The sequence below is a fragment of the Cellulomonas marina genome, assembly GCF_900111925.1.
GTDB classification, from domain to species: domain Bacteria; phylum Actinomycetota; class Actinomycetes; order Actinomycetales; family Cellulomonadaceae; genus Cellulomonas; species Cellulomonas marina.
In genome coordinates this window covers 1-16,811 of sequence record NZ_FOKA01000012.1, presented here as the reverse complement: position 1 = coordinate 16,811, position 16,811 = coordinate 1, and the positions used below count along the sequence as shown (strand labels likewise).

Here is a 16,811-nt window from a genome sequence, read left to right as displayed (position 1 = left end):
CCCTGCCGGCCGTCCTGCCAGTGGTCCCCTCAGCTGCCGCGGTACGTCGAGTAGGCGTACGGGCTCAGCAGCAGCGGCACGTGCAGGTGGGCCGTCCGCGCCGGACCGGGCGCGTCGAGGGCCGGCACCTCCTCGGTGGCCGGGACCGTGAAGGCCACCGTCACGGCCGGGTAGAAGGTGTCCACGGCGAGCGCCGCGTAGTAGGCGCCCGTCTCGAACGTGAGCGACCAGGTGCCGGGTGCGAGGGCCGGGGGGCCGAGCTCGCCGACGCGCCCGTCGGCGTCGGTGACGGCGGTCGCCACGACCGTGCCGTCCGGGGCTGTGAGGCGGACCGTGACGCCGACGGCGGGCCGGCCGCGGGAGCCGTCGAGCACGTGGGTCGTCACGTGGCTGCGCACCGTGCCCGTCACGGGGCCACCGCCGGTGCGGGCGGGGCGGCCGGTGCGGCGGCCGGAGCGGCCGTGAGGGAGGTCCGCAGCCGGAGGAGGGCGATCTGCCGGAGCTGGTCCGCGACCTCGGCGCTCTCCTCGTCGGGGTCGGCGTCGAGGCGCCGCCGCAGGTGGGCGAGGATCTCCTCGGGGGAGCGCCCCGCGGCCCGGATGAGGAAGACGCGGTCGAAGCGGCGCTCGTAGGCGGCGTTCCCCGCGGCGAGGGCCTCGGTCACGGACGTGCCGGCACCGGCCACCGCGGCCTGCTCCCGGCGCGACGCCGCCGCCCCGGCGTCGTCCCCGACGGGCCGCTCGCCGATGCGCGGGTGGTGGGCGAGCGCGGCCTCCACCTCCGCGCGGGTCCAGGTGCGGGCGAGCGCATCGGCGCGGGCGGCGAGTGCTTCCAGGTCGCCCCAGGGGCGGCCGGCGACGAGGGCGTCGACCCAGGACGGCACGGCCGCCCACACGCCGGCCGCCGCGCGCGCCTCGTCCGGGGGAGCGGTGTCGAACTCGCTGAGGTCCACGGCGGCGACGGTAGCGGCCGGACGGCACCGGGCCGTGACGGCGGTGTGACCGGCACGTGTCCGGGACGCGGTCCCCGGACCTCAGGCCGGCGGCGCGGTGGCCGGTGCGCGCAGGGCGGGGTGCTCCTCGAGACCCGGGTGCACGATGAGCCACGTCGCCACAGCCGTCTCCGTGCCGCGGTTGCTCAGCCGGTGCGGGGTGCGGCAGCTGTAGGACACGGAGTCGCCGGGGCGCAGGACGACGCGCTCGTCGGGCAGGTCGAGCGTGAGCTCGCCGGCGGTCACCGTGCCGATCTCGTAGCCGCGGTGGGCGAGCAGCTCGTCGGCGTCCCCGGCCGTCGCACCGGGCGGGTAGGTCGACTCGAAGAAGTCGACGTCGTGGACGGGCCCGGGGGACAGGCGGCGGAAGGTCACGCCGCCGGCCAGCGTGACGGCGGGCTGCTCGACGGCCCGGCGGACGACGGCCTGCCCGGCGCCGTGCAGGCCGTGGTCGTCCGCCGTGGCCGAGGCCCCGCCCGCCGGTACGTCCCGCGGCAGCGTCGGCGGCCCCCCGGCGCTGGCGAAGACGTCGACGAGCGAGGCGTCCAGCGCGGTGACGAGCGAGAAGAGGCGGTGCACCGACGGGCGGAGCACGCCGCGCTCGATCTGCGACACGGCGCTCGTCGAGATGCCGGTGCGCCCGGCGACGTCCCGCAGGGTCAGGCCGGCGGACTCCCGCAGCGCCCGCAGCCGGCTGCCGAGCACCTCCGCGTCGAAGCCCTCGAGCGCCGCGACCTCGTCGAGCACCGTCCCGCCTCCCCTCGCAGCCGTGCCGCCCCGTGCCCCCCGAAACCGTGTCGCACACGAACGACCCGCAACGTTCACACGGACGAAACCGACCAGGGGTTGTGAAGCCATAGGTTCACCGCATCGCCCCAGCAGCCACCAGCTGCAGGAGGCGCTTCACCGTACGGGACGCCGCGGGGCCGCACCAGGCCCGTGCCCGCCCCCGAGCGCGACGCCCATCATCAGCACCGCCCCCACGCCACCCCTCCTGCCCCGAGGTGTCCCATGAGTGCTCCCACCGACAGCGCCGGCGACCGCACCGCGGTCGCCGCGACCCCGGCGACCGACGGCCACGCCGTCTACGACCCCCGCCTGACCAACGAGGACCTCGCGCCGCTGCGCGACCAGCGCTGGTCGTCGTACAACATCTTCGCCTTCTGGATGTCCGACGTGCACAGCGTCGGCGGGTACGTCACCGCCGGGTCGCTGTTCGCGCTCGGTCTCGCGTCCTGGCAGGTGCTCGTCTCGCTCGTCGTCGGCATCTGCATCGTCCAGGTCTTCTGCAACCTCGTCGCGAAGCCGAGCCAGCGCACGGGCGTCCCCTACCCCGTCATCAACCGCGCGGTGTTCGGCGTGCTCGGCGCCAACATCCCGGCCATCATCCGCGGGCTCATCGCGGTGGCCTGGTACGGGGTGCAGACGTTCCTGGCGGCCGAGTCGCTGAACATCGTCTTCCTCAAGTTCGTCCCGTCCTCCGCGGCGCTGCTCGCGCCGACGTTCCTCGGCATGTCGGCGCTCGGCTACGTGTCCTACGCGATCCTCTGGGTCGCGCAGGCCGCCCTGTTCTGGCGCGGCATGGAGACGATCCGGCGCTTCATCGACTGGGCCGGCCCCGCCGTCTACGTCGTCATGATCGTCCTGGCCGTCTACCTCGTCTCGCAGGCGGGCTGGGAGAACATCTCGCTCAACCTCTCGAGCGGGCCGCAGCTGTCGTTCGCCGCCTCGATCCCGGTCATGCTGTCGGCGATCGCGCTCGTGGTGTCGTACTTCTCGGGGCCCATGCTGAACTTCGGCGACTTCGCGCGGTACGGCCGCTCCTTCGCGGCGGTCAAGCGCGGCAACCTGCTCGGCCTGCCGGTGAACTTCCTCTTCTTCTCCGTGCTCACCGTCATCTGCGCCTCGGCGACGGTCCCGGTGTTCGGGGAGCTCCTCACCGACCCCATCCGCACGGTCGAGGCCATCGACACGCCCTTCGCGATCCTGCTCGGCGGCCTCACGTTCGTCACCGCCACCGTCGGCATCAACATCGTCGCCAACTTCATCTCCCCGGCGTTCGACTTCTCGAACGTCTCGCCGCAGAAGATCTCCTGGCGCGCCGGCGGCATGATCGCCGCGGTCGGCTCCGTGCTGCTGACGCCGTGGAACTGGTACGGCAACGCCGACGCCATCCACTACACGCTCGGCGTGCTCGGCGCCCTCATCGGCCCGCTGCTCGGCATCCTCATCGCCGGCTACTACGTCATCGGCCGCCAGCGGGTGCACGTGGACGACATGTTCACGATGGCGACCACGGGCCGGTACTGGTTCTCCGGCGGGTACAACCGCAACGCCCTGGCCGCCACGGCCATCGCCGGCGTGGTCTCCATCGCCTCGGCGGTCCTGCCCAAGACGGTCTTCGACCTCAGCGGCGGCGGCGCGGGCGCGGTGGACGTCCGCTGGATCGCCTCGTACTCCTGGTTCATCGGCTGCGCGCTGGGGTACGCCGTCATGGTGCTCCTCGAGCGCCGGAACCCGCAGATCCCGCTCCTGGACCCGACGGACCCGCAGGTCTCGGTCGGCCAGGCGGACGGCGCCCCGGCGACGAGCACGCGGGCGACCGCCTGATGCACCTCCGGGTCATCAACCCCAACACCACGGCGAGCATGACGCTGCTCGCCGGCCGGGCGGCGGCCGCAGCGGCCCCGCCCGGCGCGGTGGTGGACGCGGTGCATCCCACCATGGGACCGGCGTCCATCGAGAGCCACTACGAGGAGGCCCTGGCGGTCCCGGGCGTCCTCGAGCAGGTCGCGATCGGCGAGCGCGAGGGCGTGGACGGCTACGTCCTGGCCTGCTTCGGCGACCCGGGCCTCGACGCCGCGCGCGAGCTGGCCCGCGGCCCGGTCCTCGGCATCGCGGAGGCCGCCATGCACGCGGCCACGATGGTGGGCCGGCGGTTCTCGGTCGTGACGACGCTCGGCCGCACCGTCGGGCGGGCCCGCGAGCTCGTCGACCGGTACGGGTTCGCCGGCGCGTGCGCCGGGGTGCACGCGGTCGAGATCCCCGTCCTGGCGCTCGAGGACCCGCGCTCGGGCGCCCGCGAGGCCGTCACCGAGCGGTGCCGGCGCGCGGTGGTCGAGGACGGCGCCGACGTCGTCGTCCTCGGCTGCGCCGGCATGGCGGAGCTGTGCGCCCACGTCTCGGCGGAGGTCGGCGTGCCGGTCGTGGACGGGGTCGCGGCGGCGACCGCCCTGGTGGCGGCCCTCGTCGGGATCGGGCTGCGGCCGGGGGCCGGCGGGGAGTACGCCCCGCCGCCGCCCAAGCCCGTGGCCGGCCTGCTCGCCGGCTTCACCGTCGCGCCGCGGGTGCCGGCGGTGTCGCGGTGAGCGACCACGCCGCGGCGCTCCCCTCCGTCCAGGGGCCGACCGGGGCGACGCTCACCGTGGCCGCGGCCCGGGCCTGGGTCGGCGGGGCGTTCCTCCCGGCCCGGGTTCGCGCCGAGGACGGCGTGGTCGCCGCGGTGGAGACCCTCGCGGCGCCGCCGGGCCCTGCGGACGCGGACGTCGTGCTCGGCGCCGACGAGGTCCTGCTGCCAGGTCTCGTCGACAGCCACGTGCACGTCAACGAGCCGGGCCGCACGCGGTGGGAGGGCTTCACGTCGGCGACGCGGGCCGCGGCCGCCGGCGGCGTGACGACCATCGTCGACATGCCGCTGAACTCGGTGCCGCCCACGACGACCCCGGCCGCGCTCGACGCCAAGCTCGCGGCGGCGGCAGGGAAGCTGAGCGTCGACGTCGCGTTCTGGGGCGGGGCCGTGCCGGAGACCCTGGGGTCGCTCGCCCCGCTGCACGCCCGCGGCGTGCGCGGGTTCAAGGCGTTCCTGACGCCGTCCGGGGTGGACGAGTTCGGCCACCTGGACCCGGCGGGGCTGGCGGCCGCGCTGGCGGAGGTGGCCGCGCTGGGCACGGTCCTCGTCGTGCACGCGGAGGACCCGGAGGCGCTGCTGCCCGCCGCGCCCGACGGGCGCCTCGGCCCGGTCTACGCCGACTTCCTCGCCTCCCGGCCGCCGGCGAGCGAGCGGGCGGCGATCGCGCGCGTGGTCGAGGGCGTGCGTCGCACGGGTGCGCGGGCCCACGTGCTGCACCTGTCCGACGCCGGCGCGCTGCCGCTGCTCCGCGCGGCGAGGGCCGAGGGGCTGCCGGTCACCGTCGAGACCTGCCCGCACTACCTCGTCCTGCACGCGGAGGACGTCCCGGACGCCGGCACGCAGTACAAGTGCTGCCCGCCGATCCGCTCGGCCTCGAACGCGGACGCGCTGTGGGACGCCGTCGTCGACGGGACGATCGACGCGGTCGTGTCCGACCACTCGCCCGCGACGGCGGACCTCAAGCACGTCGCGGGCGGGGACTTCGGGCTGTCGTGGGGCGGCATCGCCGGACTGCAGCTCGGCTTCACCGTCGTGGCCGACGAGGCCCGCCGCCGCGGGGTGCCGCTCGCGGCCCTGCTGCCGGCGTTCACGACCGGGCCGGCGCGCGTGGCGGGCCTGCCCGGCCTCGGCGAGCTCGTCGTCGGGGCGCCCGCCCACCTCGTCACCTGGGCGCCCGACGAGGAGCACGTCGTCGACGTCGAGCGGCTCGAGCACCGCAACAAGGTGACGCCCTACGACGGCCGGCGCCTCGTCGGCCGCGTCCGGGACGTCTGGCTGCACGGCGTGCCCGTCGTCACGGGCGGTGCGGTCGTGCAGCCCGGGCTCGGCCGGACCCTGCTCCCGGTGCCCACCGGTGCCTAGGCGGGGCCGTCAGGCGCGGGCGGCGTCCGGTGCGGCGGGTGCCGGGGTGCGGCGGTGGTGCGCCCAGCGGTGGCCGACGGTGGCCGCGACGAGCGTCGCCACGCCCGCGATGACCATGCCCGTCCCCACGCCCGACTGCCCGCCCACGTGCAGCAGCAGCGCGCCGACCCCCGCACCGGCCAGGATGAGCACCACCGCGAGCAGCCGCCGCGCCCAGCCCGCACCGGTGCCGCCCGCCAGGCGGGAGTCGGCCGCCAGCCCCGTGAGCGTGGAGGTGACGACGACGGTGGTGACGTCCTTGACCGCGAGCCGGCGGGCGGTGGCCGCCTGCAGCCCCATCGCCACGGCCAGCACCGTCGTCACCGCGAAGGCCCAGACCGTGCGCTCGGCGGGCGGCTCGAGCAGCGCCGCGACGCCCAGCCCGAGCGCGAGGACCCCCGTCGCCGCGAAGGTGCCGGTCGACCGGCCGCTCCAGCCCTGCGGGGCCCGAGCCGTGACGCGTCCGCCGACGGCGGCCCCCAGCATGAAGCCGACCAGGGCGAGCGCCGGGCCGAGCACCGGCAGGTCGTCCGAGCCCGCGAGCGCCATGCCGAGGATGACGACGTTGCCCGTCATGTTCGCGGTGAAGACCCGGTCCAGGCCGAGGTACCCGACGGCGTCGACGATCCCGGTCGTGAAGGTCAGCGCCAGCATGAGCACCAGGTGCAGGCGGGCGGGGTCACGGGGGGCGCGCGGGGAGGTCACGGCGCACATCCTGGCAGCCGCCGACCCGGCGACCGCCGCCCGTCCCGCCCTCGCCCGTCCCGCCGCCGCCCGCCGCGCCCCGGTCCTACCGGTTCCGGTCCTGCCCGTCCCGTCCCCCGGAGGTACCCGCCCGTGACCACCCCGCCGAGCGCACCGGCCGCCGCACCGGCCGCCACACCGGTCGTCGCGGTCCTCGCGCGTCCCGCCGTGCCGGTGCTGCAGCCCGGCGAGGGCCTGCCGGAGGGCGTCGCCTACCTGCCGTCCACGCCGGGGACCGTGCTGTGGGGCCGCCTGCCGTGCGCGGCCGACGCGCCCGTGCTGCGCCTGGCCGCGGGCGACGAGCTCGTCGTCGACACCGTCAGCCACGAGGGCCTGCTCGAGGACCAGGGCTCGGACCCGCTCGCCTACTTCACGGGGCACGGCGTGAGCGCGCCGCACGTGCTGCGCGACGCCGTGGAGGTCGCGGCGGCCTGTCACCGCGACCCCGCCTCCGACGGCCCGCACGTCGTCACGGGGCCCGTGCACGTGGAGGGGGCGCAGCCGGGTGACCTGCTGGCGGTGACGGTCCTCGCCGCCGACCCCCGCGTGCCCTACGGCGTCATCTCCAACCGTCACGGCCGCGGCGCGCTGCCGGGGGAGCTGCCGCGCGGCGAGCGCGCGGTGTCGGTGTTCACGCCGGTCGGGCGTCGCGGCGACGGCCTCGTCGGGCTGCTGCCGCTGCAGGACGGCGGGGCGCGGGTGGTGGCGCTGCCGCTCGCGCCGTTCCTCGGGATCGTCGGCGTCGCCACGGCGGGCGACGAGCGCGCCCACTCCGTGCCGCCCGGCGCGCACGGCGGCAACATCGACATCAACCTCCTGCAGGTCGGCACGACGCTCTACCTGCCGGTGCAGGTGCCCGGTGGGGGCCTGTACGTCGGGGACCCGCACTTCGCGCAGGGCGACGGCGAGGTGGCGCTCACGGCGCTCGAGGCGTCCCTGCGGGTGCGGCTGCGCGTGGACGTGGTGCCGCGCGCACAGGCCCTGGCGGCCCTGGGCGAGCTCGACGGGCCGCTGCTGCGCACGCCCGAGCACCTCGTGCCGACCGGCCTCGACCCGGACCTCGACGAGGCGGTGCGCCGCTGCGTGCGGGCGGCGCTGGCCGTGCTCGTCGCCCGGTACGGCATGGCCGAGCACCTCGCCTTCGCCTACCTGTCCGCGGCCACCGACGTCGACATCTCGCAGGTCGTCGACCGCGTGTGCGGGGCGCACGCGCGCATCCGGCTCGCCGACTTCGCCGACGTGCCGCCGGCCGCCGCCCCCGTGCCCGTGCTGGGGGACCCCGGGGTGGCGGCGTCGCCCGCGGCGCCGGCGCCGGGCGTGCAGCCGTGACGGGACCGGTGACCGCGCCGTCCGCCGGCCCGGTGGTCGACCCCGTCGATACCCCCGTCGATACCCCCGTCGATACCCCCGCCGATCCCGTCGTCGACCCGCGGACGGGGGAGACCGTGCCCGCGGCGCTGCTGGTGGCTCTCGACGCCTACGAGGCCGCGCTCGCGGCGGACGACCTCGTCGCGCTCGACGACGCGTTCGTCGCCGGGCCCGGGACGCTGCGCGGCGACGCCGCGGGGCTGCTCGTCGGGCACGACGCCATCCGCGCCTTCCGCAGCGCGCGCGGTGGCGTGGCGCCCCGCCGGACGGCCCGGCTCGAGGCGCGGCGGCTCGCGCCCGGGACGTGGCTCCTCGTCGGGGTGTCCGCCTACGCCGGCGGCGGGTCGGGCCTGCAGACGCAGGTGTGGACGGACGACGACGGCACGTGGCGGGTCCTCGCCGCCCACGTCACCGGCCGGCCGGCCGCCCTCGACCGCGCCGTCTGGCGGGTGGTCGGCGACCCCCTGCACGCGGGCGCGGCGACCGGGCCGCTCGCCGGGCTGCACGTCGCGGTGAAGGACGTGGTCGCCGTGGCCGGGCACCCGGTCGGTGCCGGCAACCCCGCGTGGCTGCGCGGGGCGTCGCCGGAGCGCGCGCACGCCCCCGCGGTCGCGGACCTGCTGGACGGCGGCGCGTCGGTGCGCGGCATCGCCCGCACCGACGAGCTCGCGTACAGCATCGCCGGCGTCAACGCGCACCACGGCACGCCCGTCAACGGCGCGGTGCCGGGCGCCCTGCCGGGGGGCTCGTCGAGCGGGCCCGCGAGCGCGGTCGCCACCGGCCAGGCCGACGTGGGCCTGGCCACCGACACCGCCGGCTCGGTGCGGGTGCCCGCGAGCTACCAGGGCCTGTGGGGCCTGCGCACCACCCACGGGCTCGTGCCGCGGGAGGGGGTGCTGCCCCTGGCGCCGTCGTTCGACACGGTGGGGTGGCTGACCCGTGACGGGGCGACGCTGGAGGCCGTGGTCCGCTGGTGCCTGCCGGGGGCGACGGACGGCACGGGCGGACCCCTGCGCCTTCGGGTGCCGGCCGAAGCCCTCGCCGTCGCGGAGCCCGGCACCCGGGCGGCCTTCACCGCCTGGCTCGACGGGGTGCGCGACGGGCACGGCGTCGTGGTCGAGACCGTCGAGGTCGGCCCGCTCGACCACTGGCTCGACGCCTTCCGCACGGTGCAGGGCGCCGAGGCCTGGCGCGCCCACGGCGCCTGGGTGACCGCGCAGCCGCATGCGCTGGGTCCGGGCGTGCGCGAGCGGTTCGCCGTCGCCGCGACGATCACGTCCGCCGACGAGGCCGCCGCGCGCGCCGCCGCGGAGGTCCTGCGCGACCGCGTGCGGGCCCTCGTCGCCGACGACGCCCTGCTCGTGCTGCCGACGGCCCCCGGGCCGGCCCCGTCCCGGACGGCGGACGCCGAGACCCTCGAGGCCGTCCGCGGGGCGACCCTGCGCACGACGGCGCTCGCGGGCCTCGGCGGCCTGCCGGCCCTGTCGGTGCCGGCGCTCGTCGTGCCGTCGCCGCTCGGGCCCGCGCCGGTCGGCGTGAGCCTCGTCGGCCCGCCCGGGTCCGACCTCGCGCTCGTCGGGCACGGGCGCGCGCTCGCCGGCGTGCCCTGACCGCCTCGCCCTCGTCCACGCCCCCTGTCCCACCGCCCCGCCCCGTCACCACCCGAGAGGCCCCGCGTGACCGCCCTGCCCGCCACACCCGCACCCGCCACATCCCTGCCGGCCGCGTACCTGCCCGGCCCGGTCAACCCGCCCGCGCGCCTGCTCATGGGCCCCGGTCCCATCGACGCGGACCCCCGCGTCCTGCGCGCGCTGTCGACGCCGCTGATCGGGCAGTACGACCCCGTGATGACCGGCTACATGAACGACACCATGGCGCTGTACCGGCAGGTCTGGGCGACGACGAACGAGGCGACGTTCCTCGTCGACGGCACGTCCCGGGCGGGCATCGAGGCGGCGCTCGTGTCGCTCGTGCGGCCGGGTCAGCGCGTCCTCGTCCCCGTGTTCGGGCGGTTCGGGCACCTGCTGACGGAGATCGCCCACCGCGCGCAGGCCGAGGTGCACACGGTCGAGGCGCCGTGGGGGCAGGTCGTCACGCCGGCGGCGGTCGAGGAGGCGGTCGTGCGCGTGCGCCCGCACCTCCTGGCCGTCGTGCAGGGGGACACGTCGACGACGATGTGCCAGCCGTTGGAGGACCTCGGCGAGATCTGCGCCCGGCACGGCGTGCTGTTCTACACCGACGCCACCGCGTCGCTGGGCGGCAACCCCTTCGAGGCGGACGCGTGGGGCCTGGACGCGGCGACCGCCGGCCTGCAGAAGTGCCTGGCCGGGCCGTCGGGGAGCGCGCCGATCACCCTGTCCCCCCGGGCGGTGGAGGTCGTCCGGGCGCGCTCCCGCGTCGAGGCGGGCATCCGCGAGGAGGGCGACGCGGACGCCGACGACCCCATCCGCTCGAACTACTTCGACCTCGGCATGATCCTTGACTACTGGGGGCCGCGGCGCCTGAACCACCACACGGAGGCGACGAGCATGCTCTACGCCGCCCGCGAGTGCGCCCGGATCCTGCTCGAGGAGGGCCGGCAGGCCGTCATCGACCGGCACGCACTGCACGGCCGGGCCATGCTGGCCGGCGTGCGCGGCCTGGGCCTGCAGGTCTTCGGCGACGTGGCGCACAAGATGCACAACGTCGTCGCGGTGGAGATCCCCGCCGGCCTGGACGGCGACGCCGGCCGCGCCGCGATGCTCGCCGACTTCGGCATCGAGATCGGCACCTCCTTCGGGCCGCTGCACGGCCGCGTGTGGCGGATCGGCACCATGGGCTACAACGCCCGCCAGGACACCGTGCTGCTCACGCTCGCCGCGCTCGAGCAGGTGCTGCGCCGCGGCGGGGTGCGGGTGCCGCCCGGCGGCGGGGTCGACGCCGCGTACGCGGTGTACGACGAGGTGCGCGCCCCGTGAGCCCGGCCATCGGCACCGGCACCGGCACCGGCACCGGCACCGGCACCGGCGCCCTGCCGCCGCTGCCGCCGGACCTCGTGCACGCCGCGGCCCGCCGTGTGATGGCACGGTGCGACGAGCTCGCCGCCATCACGTCGATGACCGGCGGCATCGAGCGCGTCTACCTGTCACCCGAGCACGCCCGGACCAACCGCGTCGCGGCCCGCTGGATGACGGAGGCCGGGTTGACGACCCGGCAGGACGCCGTCGGCAACCTCGTCGGCCGCCTGCCCGGCCGCGACCCCGACGGGCCCGTCCTGCTGCTCGGCTCGCACCTGGACACCGTGCGCGACGCGGGCCGCTACGACGGCATCGTCGGCGTCCTCATGGCCGTCGAGGTCGTGCGGCTGCTGGCCGCGCACGTGCCGTCCTGGCCGTTCGGGCTCGAGGTCGTCGCCTTCTGGGACGAGGAGGGTGCGCGGTTCGGCCGGGCGCTGCTCGGCAGCGCCGCACTGGCCGGTGCGTGGGACCCCGCGTGGTGGGACCTGCGCGACGGCGACGGCGTGACCCTGCGCGAGGCCCTCACCGCCTTCGGGCTCGACCCCGCCCGCGTGGCCGAGGCCGCGCGGGCGCCCGCCGACCTCGTGGGGTACCTCGAGGCGCACATCGAGCAGGGTCCGGAGCTGGACCGGCAGGGCGAGGCCCTGGGCGTCGTCACGTCCATCGCCTCCGCGCGGCGGTACGCGCTGTCCGTCGTCGGGGAGGCGCGGCACGCCGGCGGCACGCCCTACGACGCGCGCCGGGACGCGCTCGTCGGCGCCAGCGAGGCGGTGCTCGCCGTCGAGCGCATCTGCCGCGGCGAGCACCACGTCGTCGGCACGGTCGGGCAGCTCGAGGCGTTCCCGGGAGCGGCGAACGTCGTCCCGGGGGAGGTGCGGCTGTCGCTGGACCTGCGCGGCGAGCTCGACGAGACGCGGGACGCCACCTGGTCCCGCATCGCCGCCGAGCTCGACGCGATCACCGGGCGCCGGGGGCTGACGTGGTCGGCCCGCACGGTGCACGACGCGCCGGCGGTGCGGTGCGGCGGGCTGTTCCAGGACGTCCTGCACGCCGGCATCGGCGCGACCGGCCAGCGCGAGGCGGCGTCCCTGTTCTCCCGCGCCGGCCACGACGGCATGGCCGTCGCGCGCCTCACCGACGTGGGCATGCTCTTCCTGCGGAACCCGGACGGCATCAGCCACCACCCCGACGAGGGGGTCGCCGCCGCCGACGTCGAGCGCGGCATCGCGGCGCTCGCGGCCGCCGTCGTGCACCTCGCGCACGAGCGCGCGGTGGCCTGAGCGGCCTCCGCCGGGAAGAGTGGGCGCCGGGGGACGGGCGCGGCCGCCGGGCCGCACGACGACGACGGAGGCCACGATGGGACTGCTCGACCGGCTCCTGGGACGCGTGCGCGGCGACGGGCGCGGCCACGGGCAGGGCGACGGGCGCGACAGCGGCAGCCGGGCCACCACCGCGGCGCCGGCCCCGGGGTGGAACGGCACCGGTGACCCGTGGCAGGCGCCCGGCGGGGCCGGCGCGCCCGCGCCCGGCGGCGCCGGGAGCCCGGCCGGCGGCCGCGGTGCCGCCCTGTCCGACGAGCAGGCGGTCGAGCGCTACCGCTACCTGCTGCGCACCGCACCGCCGGAGCGCATCGAGGAGGCGCACGCGGAGGCCTTCGCGGCCCTCACGCCGCAGCAGCGGCGTCAGGTGCTGGAGCAGCTCTCCGACCAGGTGCCGCCGGGGGAGCGGTCGACCGCCGACGACCCGCGGTCCCTGGCGCGCATGGCCACGCGCGCCGAGCTGCGCCGGCCGGGCACGCTCGAGCGGTCCTTCGGCGGTGGCGGGTACGGCGGCGGCTACGGCGGCGGGTTCGGGGGCGGGTTCGGGGGCGGTGGCATGTCGATGGGCGGCATGCTCGCCGGTTCGCTGCTCGCGAGCGTGGCCGGCGCCTTCGTCGGCACCGCGATCGCCGACGCGATGTTCGACATGGGTGACGGGTTCGGCGCCGGGGACATGCAGGACGCCTACGCGGACGGCTACGGCGACGGGTACGGCGACGGCGACGCCGCCGACACAGGTGGCGACGTGCAGGCGGACGGCGGCGGCTACGAGGACCCGGGGTTCGACGGCGGCGGCTTCGATGGCGGCTTCGATGCGGGCGGCTTCGATGCGGGTGGCTTCGATGCGGGCGGCTTCGACGGCGGAGACTTCTGACGGTTCGTCCCATCTGCTGGTCCCACTCGGTCCGAGTGCTGGAACGGACGTAGCGTCGCCGGCCATGTCCGTCGCACCAGCCCCCGCCCCGGCGAACAGCCGGTCCCGCGTCGTCACCGCCAGCCTCGTCGGCACGACGATCGAGTTCTACGACTTCTACGTCTACGCCACGGCCGCCGTCCTGGTCTTCCCGCGGCTGTTCTTCCCGACCGGCAACGAGACGACCGCACTGCTCGCCTCCTTCGCGGTGTTCGGCGCCGCGATGGTCGCGCGGCCGGTCGGAGCCGTGGTGTTCGGGCACCTGGGGGACCGACGCGGCCGCAAGGCGACGCTCGTCGGGTCGCTGCTGGTGATGGGCGTGGCGACGTTCCTCATCGGCGTGCTGCCGACGTACGACCAGGTCGGGCTGCTCGCCCCCGCGCTCCTGCTCGTCCTGCGCCTCGCGCAGGGCTTCGCGCTCGGCGGGGAGTGGTCGGGCGCCGCGCTCGTCGCCACGGAGAACGCGCCGCGCGGCAAGCGCGCCTGGTACGGCACGTTCCCGCAACTCGGTGCACCGCTGGGCTTCATCATCGCCAACGGGTTGTTCCTCAGCATCAACGCGGCGCTGCCGCACGCGCAGGACCCGCTCCTGCCCTCCGAGGCGTTCCTGTCCTGGGGCTGGCGGATCCCGTTCCTGTTCTCCGCGGTGATGGTGGTCGTCGGCCTGTGGGTGCGGCTGCGGCTGGTCGAGTCCACCGCGTTCACGAAGGTCGAGGAGGCGGGCGCCATCCGTCGCCTGCCGCTCGGTGACGCGGTCCGCAACCACGGCCGCGCGCTCGTCCTCGGGACGTTCATCATGCTGGCGACCTACGTGCTGTTCTACCTGATGACGAGCTTCACGCTGAGCTACGCCACCGCCGGGCAGGACGCCGCGACGCCGGGTCTCGGCATCCCCTACACGCACGTCGTGCTTATGCAGATCGTCGGCGTGGTGTTCTTCGGCCTGTTCACGCTGCTGTCCGGGCCCGTGGCGGACACCGTCGGGCGCCGGCGGCTGCTGCTCGTCGTCACGGCGCTCATCGCCGTCTTCGGGCTGACCTTCGCGCTGCTCCTCGCCGACCGGCCCGACCGGGCGTTCACGGGCGCGCTCGTGCAGGCGTTCCTCGTCCTGGGCTTCACGCTCATGGGCGCGACCTTCGGCCCCATGGGCGCGCTGCTGCCCGAGCTGTTCCCGACCCACGTGCGGTACACGGGTTCGGCCATCGCCTACAACGTCAGCTCCATCCTCGGCGCGGCGCTCGCGCCGATCGTCGCGGTCGCGCTCTGGGCGCGGGCCGGCGGCAGCCCGTGGCTGGTGGGCGTCTACCTCAGCGCCGCGGCCGTCGTGACGCTCGTCGCCCTGACGCTCTCGCGGGAGACCCGCGACGTCGAGATGGACGACGCCGTGCCCGCCGAGGGGGAGCGAGCGGCGGTCGGCGCCCGCTGACCGTCCCGCGGCGGCAGCGCCGTCGAACCCCCTCGCTCGACCGCGGGTCATCCGGACGGGTGATGTACCGGGTGACAACCGGCCACCCACCGGGACACGGTCGCGACCGGGACCGACAGTCACGGGGTGAGCGTGCTGTCGGGCCTGGTGGCGTGGGTGGTGGCGGGGGCCCTGCTCACCGCAGGGCTGCCCGTCCTGGTCGGGTGGGTGCTGGTGGTGCTGCGCCGACGATGGGCCGTGCTGCGACGCGCCCGCATCCGGGCGGCGGCGGCCCGGCGCGCCGCGGCCGCGAGCCCCGCGGGCGTGCTCGTTGACGAGGGGCCCTGACGGGTGCGTCGATGGCCGCCGCCGGCGCTCCTCCGGTGCGCCCGGCCCGAGCACGGACGCCCGCCGACGTCAGGCGAAGGTCGCCCTGCCGCTGAACCGGTCCACCCACAGGGACCCGTCGGCGGCGATGCCCACGTAGGGCGTGACCAGCCAGGACCACGGGGCCCTGCTCATGTCCGCCGCGGTCCTGCTCGTCCACACGACGGAACCGTCCGCCCGGCGCAGCTCCGCCTCGCCGTCACGACGCAGGCCGAGCTCGACGGCGACGGAGCCGACGGTGCCGGAGGACCACGTCGCGCGACCGTCGGGCGCGTACCGCACGAGGTTACCGTCGCGCTGCAGCACGAGCCGGTGGGGCGCGGGGTCGTCGGGCAGTCCGGTCCGCAGCTCGTCCCCGGGCAGGAGCACCTGACCGGTGCAGAGCGCGTTGCCGAAGGACAGGCAGTCGCCGGGCATGCGAGGCGACCATGACGAGGACCAGGCGGCCCGGCCCTCGGCCGTGTACAGGACGAGGTTCGTGTCGTCCTGGAGGACGAGCCGCACGACCCCGCGTCCCGCGGTGCCGGACTGCCACAGCGGCCGACCGCTCGGGTGGTAGGCCACGAGGTTGCCGTCGCCCTGCAGCACGAGGGTGACGTCGCCCCCGCGCGTCTGGGTGTGCCAGACCGTCGCCCCGAGAGCGCGCACGGACCAGTCGCCGGTGTCGACCGAGAGCCGGACGGCGCCGTTCGGCGAGAGCATCTGGGTCACCCGTGTGTCGAGGCCGATCTCCGCCGGGACCGTCGGCCGCCGGACGGTCCAGAGGAGCCGCCCGTCCCCCGCGTACAGATCGAGGCCCGGGCCCGTGCCCACCTCGAGGCGCACGCCCTCGCCGCGCGTCCCGGACTGCCACAGCGGGCGCCCCGCCCGGTCGTAGAGGACGGCGTTGCCGTCGGTCTGCACGGCGAAGCGGTCCGCATCGGTCCCGGCCGTCCCCGCGTGCCACGCCGCGGTGCCGGACACGTAGAGCACCAGGTTGCCGTCGCCCTGCAGGACCAGCTCGGTGCCGTGTCCGAGGAGGCGGTCACCGACGAGCAGCTCCTGCCCGACGAGCAGGGAGCTCCCGCGATCGGCCGCCGCGGCGGGCCGGGCGGCGCCGAGGGGGACGACGAGGGCCAGGGCGACGGCGACGAGCAGTGCGGCGCGGGCGCGCCGGGGCGGACGGGCGGCGCCGCGCGAGGAGGTGAGCACGGTGCGGATCGTAGGGCGGCCCGGTCGCTCAACGACCACTCGAAGTGGGCACCAACTCCTCGTACCGCTCGAACGTGTCGTCCAGGACCGGAAGCTCCAGGGTCGCCGTGCCGTGCTCAGGCGATGCGAATGTCATCTCCACGGTCGCGCCCGGAGGCTGCGGCATGTCGGCCAGACGCACGCGCGTGTCCCGCGGCCCCAACAGCACCGTCTGCCCAGCAGTCACCTCGATGGTCGCTGCCGGGTCGCGGTCCATGATCGAAACGACGACCTCAGCATCCACCTCACCGTCGTTGCTCACCGCACCGAGCAACGTCCCTGAGTTGAGTCCAGCAGAGTGGTGTACCGGTAGCCCGGTGGGCGCGTCGTCGTAGACGAGGACGCGGTCACCGCGTGACCCTTCGAGTGAACCTCTCACAGCACTCTCGAAGTGGAGCAACACGATGACCGCACCGACGAGTATCGACCCTGCCCGGTTCTTGCACGAGCACCTGGAGCAGGCTTCCCCAGATCTGATGCGTCACCTGCTGAGCACGTTCATCGACGTGCTGCTCTCGGCGGATGCCGACGCGGTGTGCGGCGCCGAGTGGGGCCAGCGCAGCCAGGACCGGGTCAACCGCCGCAACGGGTACCGGCACCGGGACCTGGACACCCGGGTCGGGACGATCGAGGTGGCGGTGCCCAAGC

At 76.2% G+C, this 16,811-nt stretch carries 17 protein-coding genes; 11 read left to right on the top strand and 6 right to left on the bottom strand.

Features of this window, described 5'->3' with window-relative positions:
• Nucleotides 1–29: 29 nt before the first annotated feature.
• The 3 genes from uraH to BM048_RS12925 form a co-directional block, all read right to left on the bottom strand.
• Nucleotides 30–410, bottom strand: coding sequence for a hydroxyisourate hydrolase (gene uraH / locus BM048_RS12935; RefSeq protein WP_239078791.1), 381 nt, complete (start codon nt 408–410; stop codon nt 30–32).
• Nucleotides 407–952 carry a 2-oxo-4-hydroxy-4-carboxy-5-ureidoimidazoline decarboxylase gene (gene uraD / locus BM048_RS12930; RefSeq protein WP_090033689.1) on the bottom strand — a complete coding sequence of 182 codons (546 nt, stop codon included), beginning with the start codon at nt 950–952 and terminating at the stop codon, nt 407–409. Before uraD ends, uraH begins: the two co-directional genes overlap by 4 nt.
• Nucleotides 953–1,033: 81 nt before the next feature.
• A complete protein-coding gene (locus tag BM048_RS12925) occupies nt 1,034–1,738 on the bottom strand; it encodes a helix-turn-helix domain-containing protein (protein WP_239078792.1) in 705 nt (234 codons plus the stop codon).
• 264 nt (nt 1,739–2,002) lie between these two features.
• Between BM048_RS12925 and BM048_RS12920 the strand changes: the two genes are divergently transcribed.
• The 3 genes from BM048_RS12920 to allB are packed head-to-tail and all read left to right on the top strand — an operon-like array spanning nt 2,003 to nt 5,762.
• Nucleotides 2,003–3,601, top strand: coding sequence for an NCS1 family nucleobase:cation symporter-1 (locus BM048_RS12920; RefSeq protein ID WP_090033686.1), 1,599 nt, complete (start codon nt 2,003–2,005; stop codon nt 3,599–3,601).
• The gene (locus BM048_RS12915; RefSeq protein WP_090033684.1) at nt 3,601–4,359 is read left to right on the top strand and encodes an aspartate/glutamate racemase family protein; all 759 of its coding nucleotides are present in this window, start codon (nt 3,601–3,603) and stop codon (nt 4,357–4,359) included. Before BM048_RS12920 ends, BM048_RS12915 begins: the two co-directional genes overlap by 1 nt.
• Nucleotides 4,356–5,762 (top strand): allantoinase AllB, encoded by a 1,407-nt coding sequence (allB, locus tag BM048_RS12910; RefSeq protein ID WP_239078793.1) that lies wholly within the window; start codon nt 4,356–4,358, stop codon nt 5,760–5,762. The genes BM048_RS12915 and allB overlap by 4 nt, the downstream gene beginning before the upstream one ends.
• A gap of 9 nt (nt 5,763–5,771) precedes the next feature.
• Here allB and BM048_RS12905 read toward each other — a convergent pair whose 3' ends face one another.
• On the bottom strand, nt 5,772–6,506 hold the full coding sequence (locus BM048_RS12905; RefSeq protein WP_239078794.1) for a YoaK family protein: 735 nt from the start codon (nt 6,504–6,506) through the stop codon (nt 5,772–5,774).
• Nucleotides 6,507–6,713: 207 nt separating this feature from the next.
• Between BM048_RS12905 and BM048_RS12900 the strand changes: the two genes are divergently transcribed.
• The 7 genes from BM048_RS12900 (at nt 6,714) to BM048_RS12870 (ending at nt 14,894) form a co-directional block, all read left to right on the top strand.
• Nucleotides 6,714–7,874, top strand: coding sequence for an acetamidase/formamidase family protein (locus tag BM048_RS12900; RefSeq protein WP_090033812.1), 1,161 nt, complete (start codon nt 6,714–6,716; stop codon nt 7,872–7,874).
• An 8-nt stretch (nt 7,875–7,882) separates the two neighbouring features.
• Nucleotides 7,883–9,523, top strand: coding sequence for an AtzH-like domain-containing protein (locus BM048_RS12895; protein WP_239078795.1), 1,641 nt, complete (start codon nt 7,883–7,885; stop codon nt 9,521–9,523).
• A gap of 156 nt (nt 9,524–9,679) precedes the next feature.
• Nucleotides 9,680–10,870, top strand: a complete 1,191-nt coding sequence (locus BM048_RS12890; protein WP_090033810.1) for a pyridoxal-phosphate-dependent aminotransferase family protein — start codon at nt 9,680–9,682, stop codon at nt 10,868–10,870.
• Nucleotides 10,867–12,189 carry an allantoate amidohydrolase gene (locus BM048_RS12885; RefSeq protein WP_239078796.1) on the top strand — a complete coding sequence of 441 codons (1,323 nt, stop codon included), beginning with the start codon at nt 10,867–10,869 and terminating at the stop codon, nt 12,187–12,189. The genes BM048_RS12890 and BM048_RS12885 overlap by 4 nt, the downstream gene beginning before the upstream one ends.
• A gap of 76 nt (nt 12,190–12,265) precedes the next feature.
• Nucleotides 12,266–13,102, top strand: coding sequence for a hypothetical protein (locus BM048_RS12880; RefSeq protein WP_090033806.1), 837 nt, complete (start codon nt 12,266–12,268; stop codon nt 13,100–13,102).
• A gap of 64 nt (nt 13,103–13,166) precedes the next feature.
• Nucleotides 13,167–14,567: an MFS transporter gene (locus tag BM048_RS12875; protein WP_090033682.1), complete on the top strand. Its 1,401-nt coding sequence runs from the start codon at nt 13,167–13,169 to the stop codon at nt 14,565–14,567.
• A 126-nt stretch (nt 14,568–14,693) separates the two neighbouring features.
• A complete protein-coding gene (locus tag BM048_RS12870) occupies nt 14,694–14,894 on the top strand; it encodes a hypothetical protein (protein WP_090033680.1) in 201 nt (66 codons plus the stop codon).
• Between the two features lie 69 nt (nt 14,895–14,963).
• On the opposite strand, the gene BM048_RS12865 is transcribed toward BM048_RS12870, so the two are convergent.
• Together BM048_RS12865 and BM048_RS17915 are read right to left on the bottom strand one after the other, a co-directional pair.
• On the bottom strand, nt 14,964–16,124 hold the full coding sequence (locus tag BM048_RS12865) for a hypothetical protein (protein ID WP_139224454.1): 1,161 nt from the start codon (nt 16,122–16,124) through the stop codon (nt 14,964–14,966).
• A 28-nt stretch (nt 16,125–16,152) separates the two neighbouring features.
• The gene (locus tag BM048_RS17915) at nt 16,153–16,566 is read right to left on the bottom strand and encodes a hypothetical protein (RefSeq protein ID WP_139224453.1); all 414 of its coding nucleotides are present in this window, start codon (nt 16,564–16,566) and stop codon (nt 16,153–16,155) included.
• Between the two features lies 1 nt (nt 16,567).
• Here BM048_RS17915 and BM048_RS12855 point away from each other — a divergent pair.
• Nucleotides 16,568–16,811: transposase (locus tag BM048_RS12855; RefSeq protein ID WP_175499543.1), on the top strand; the 244-nt coding region annotated here is incomplete at its 3' end.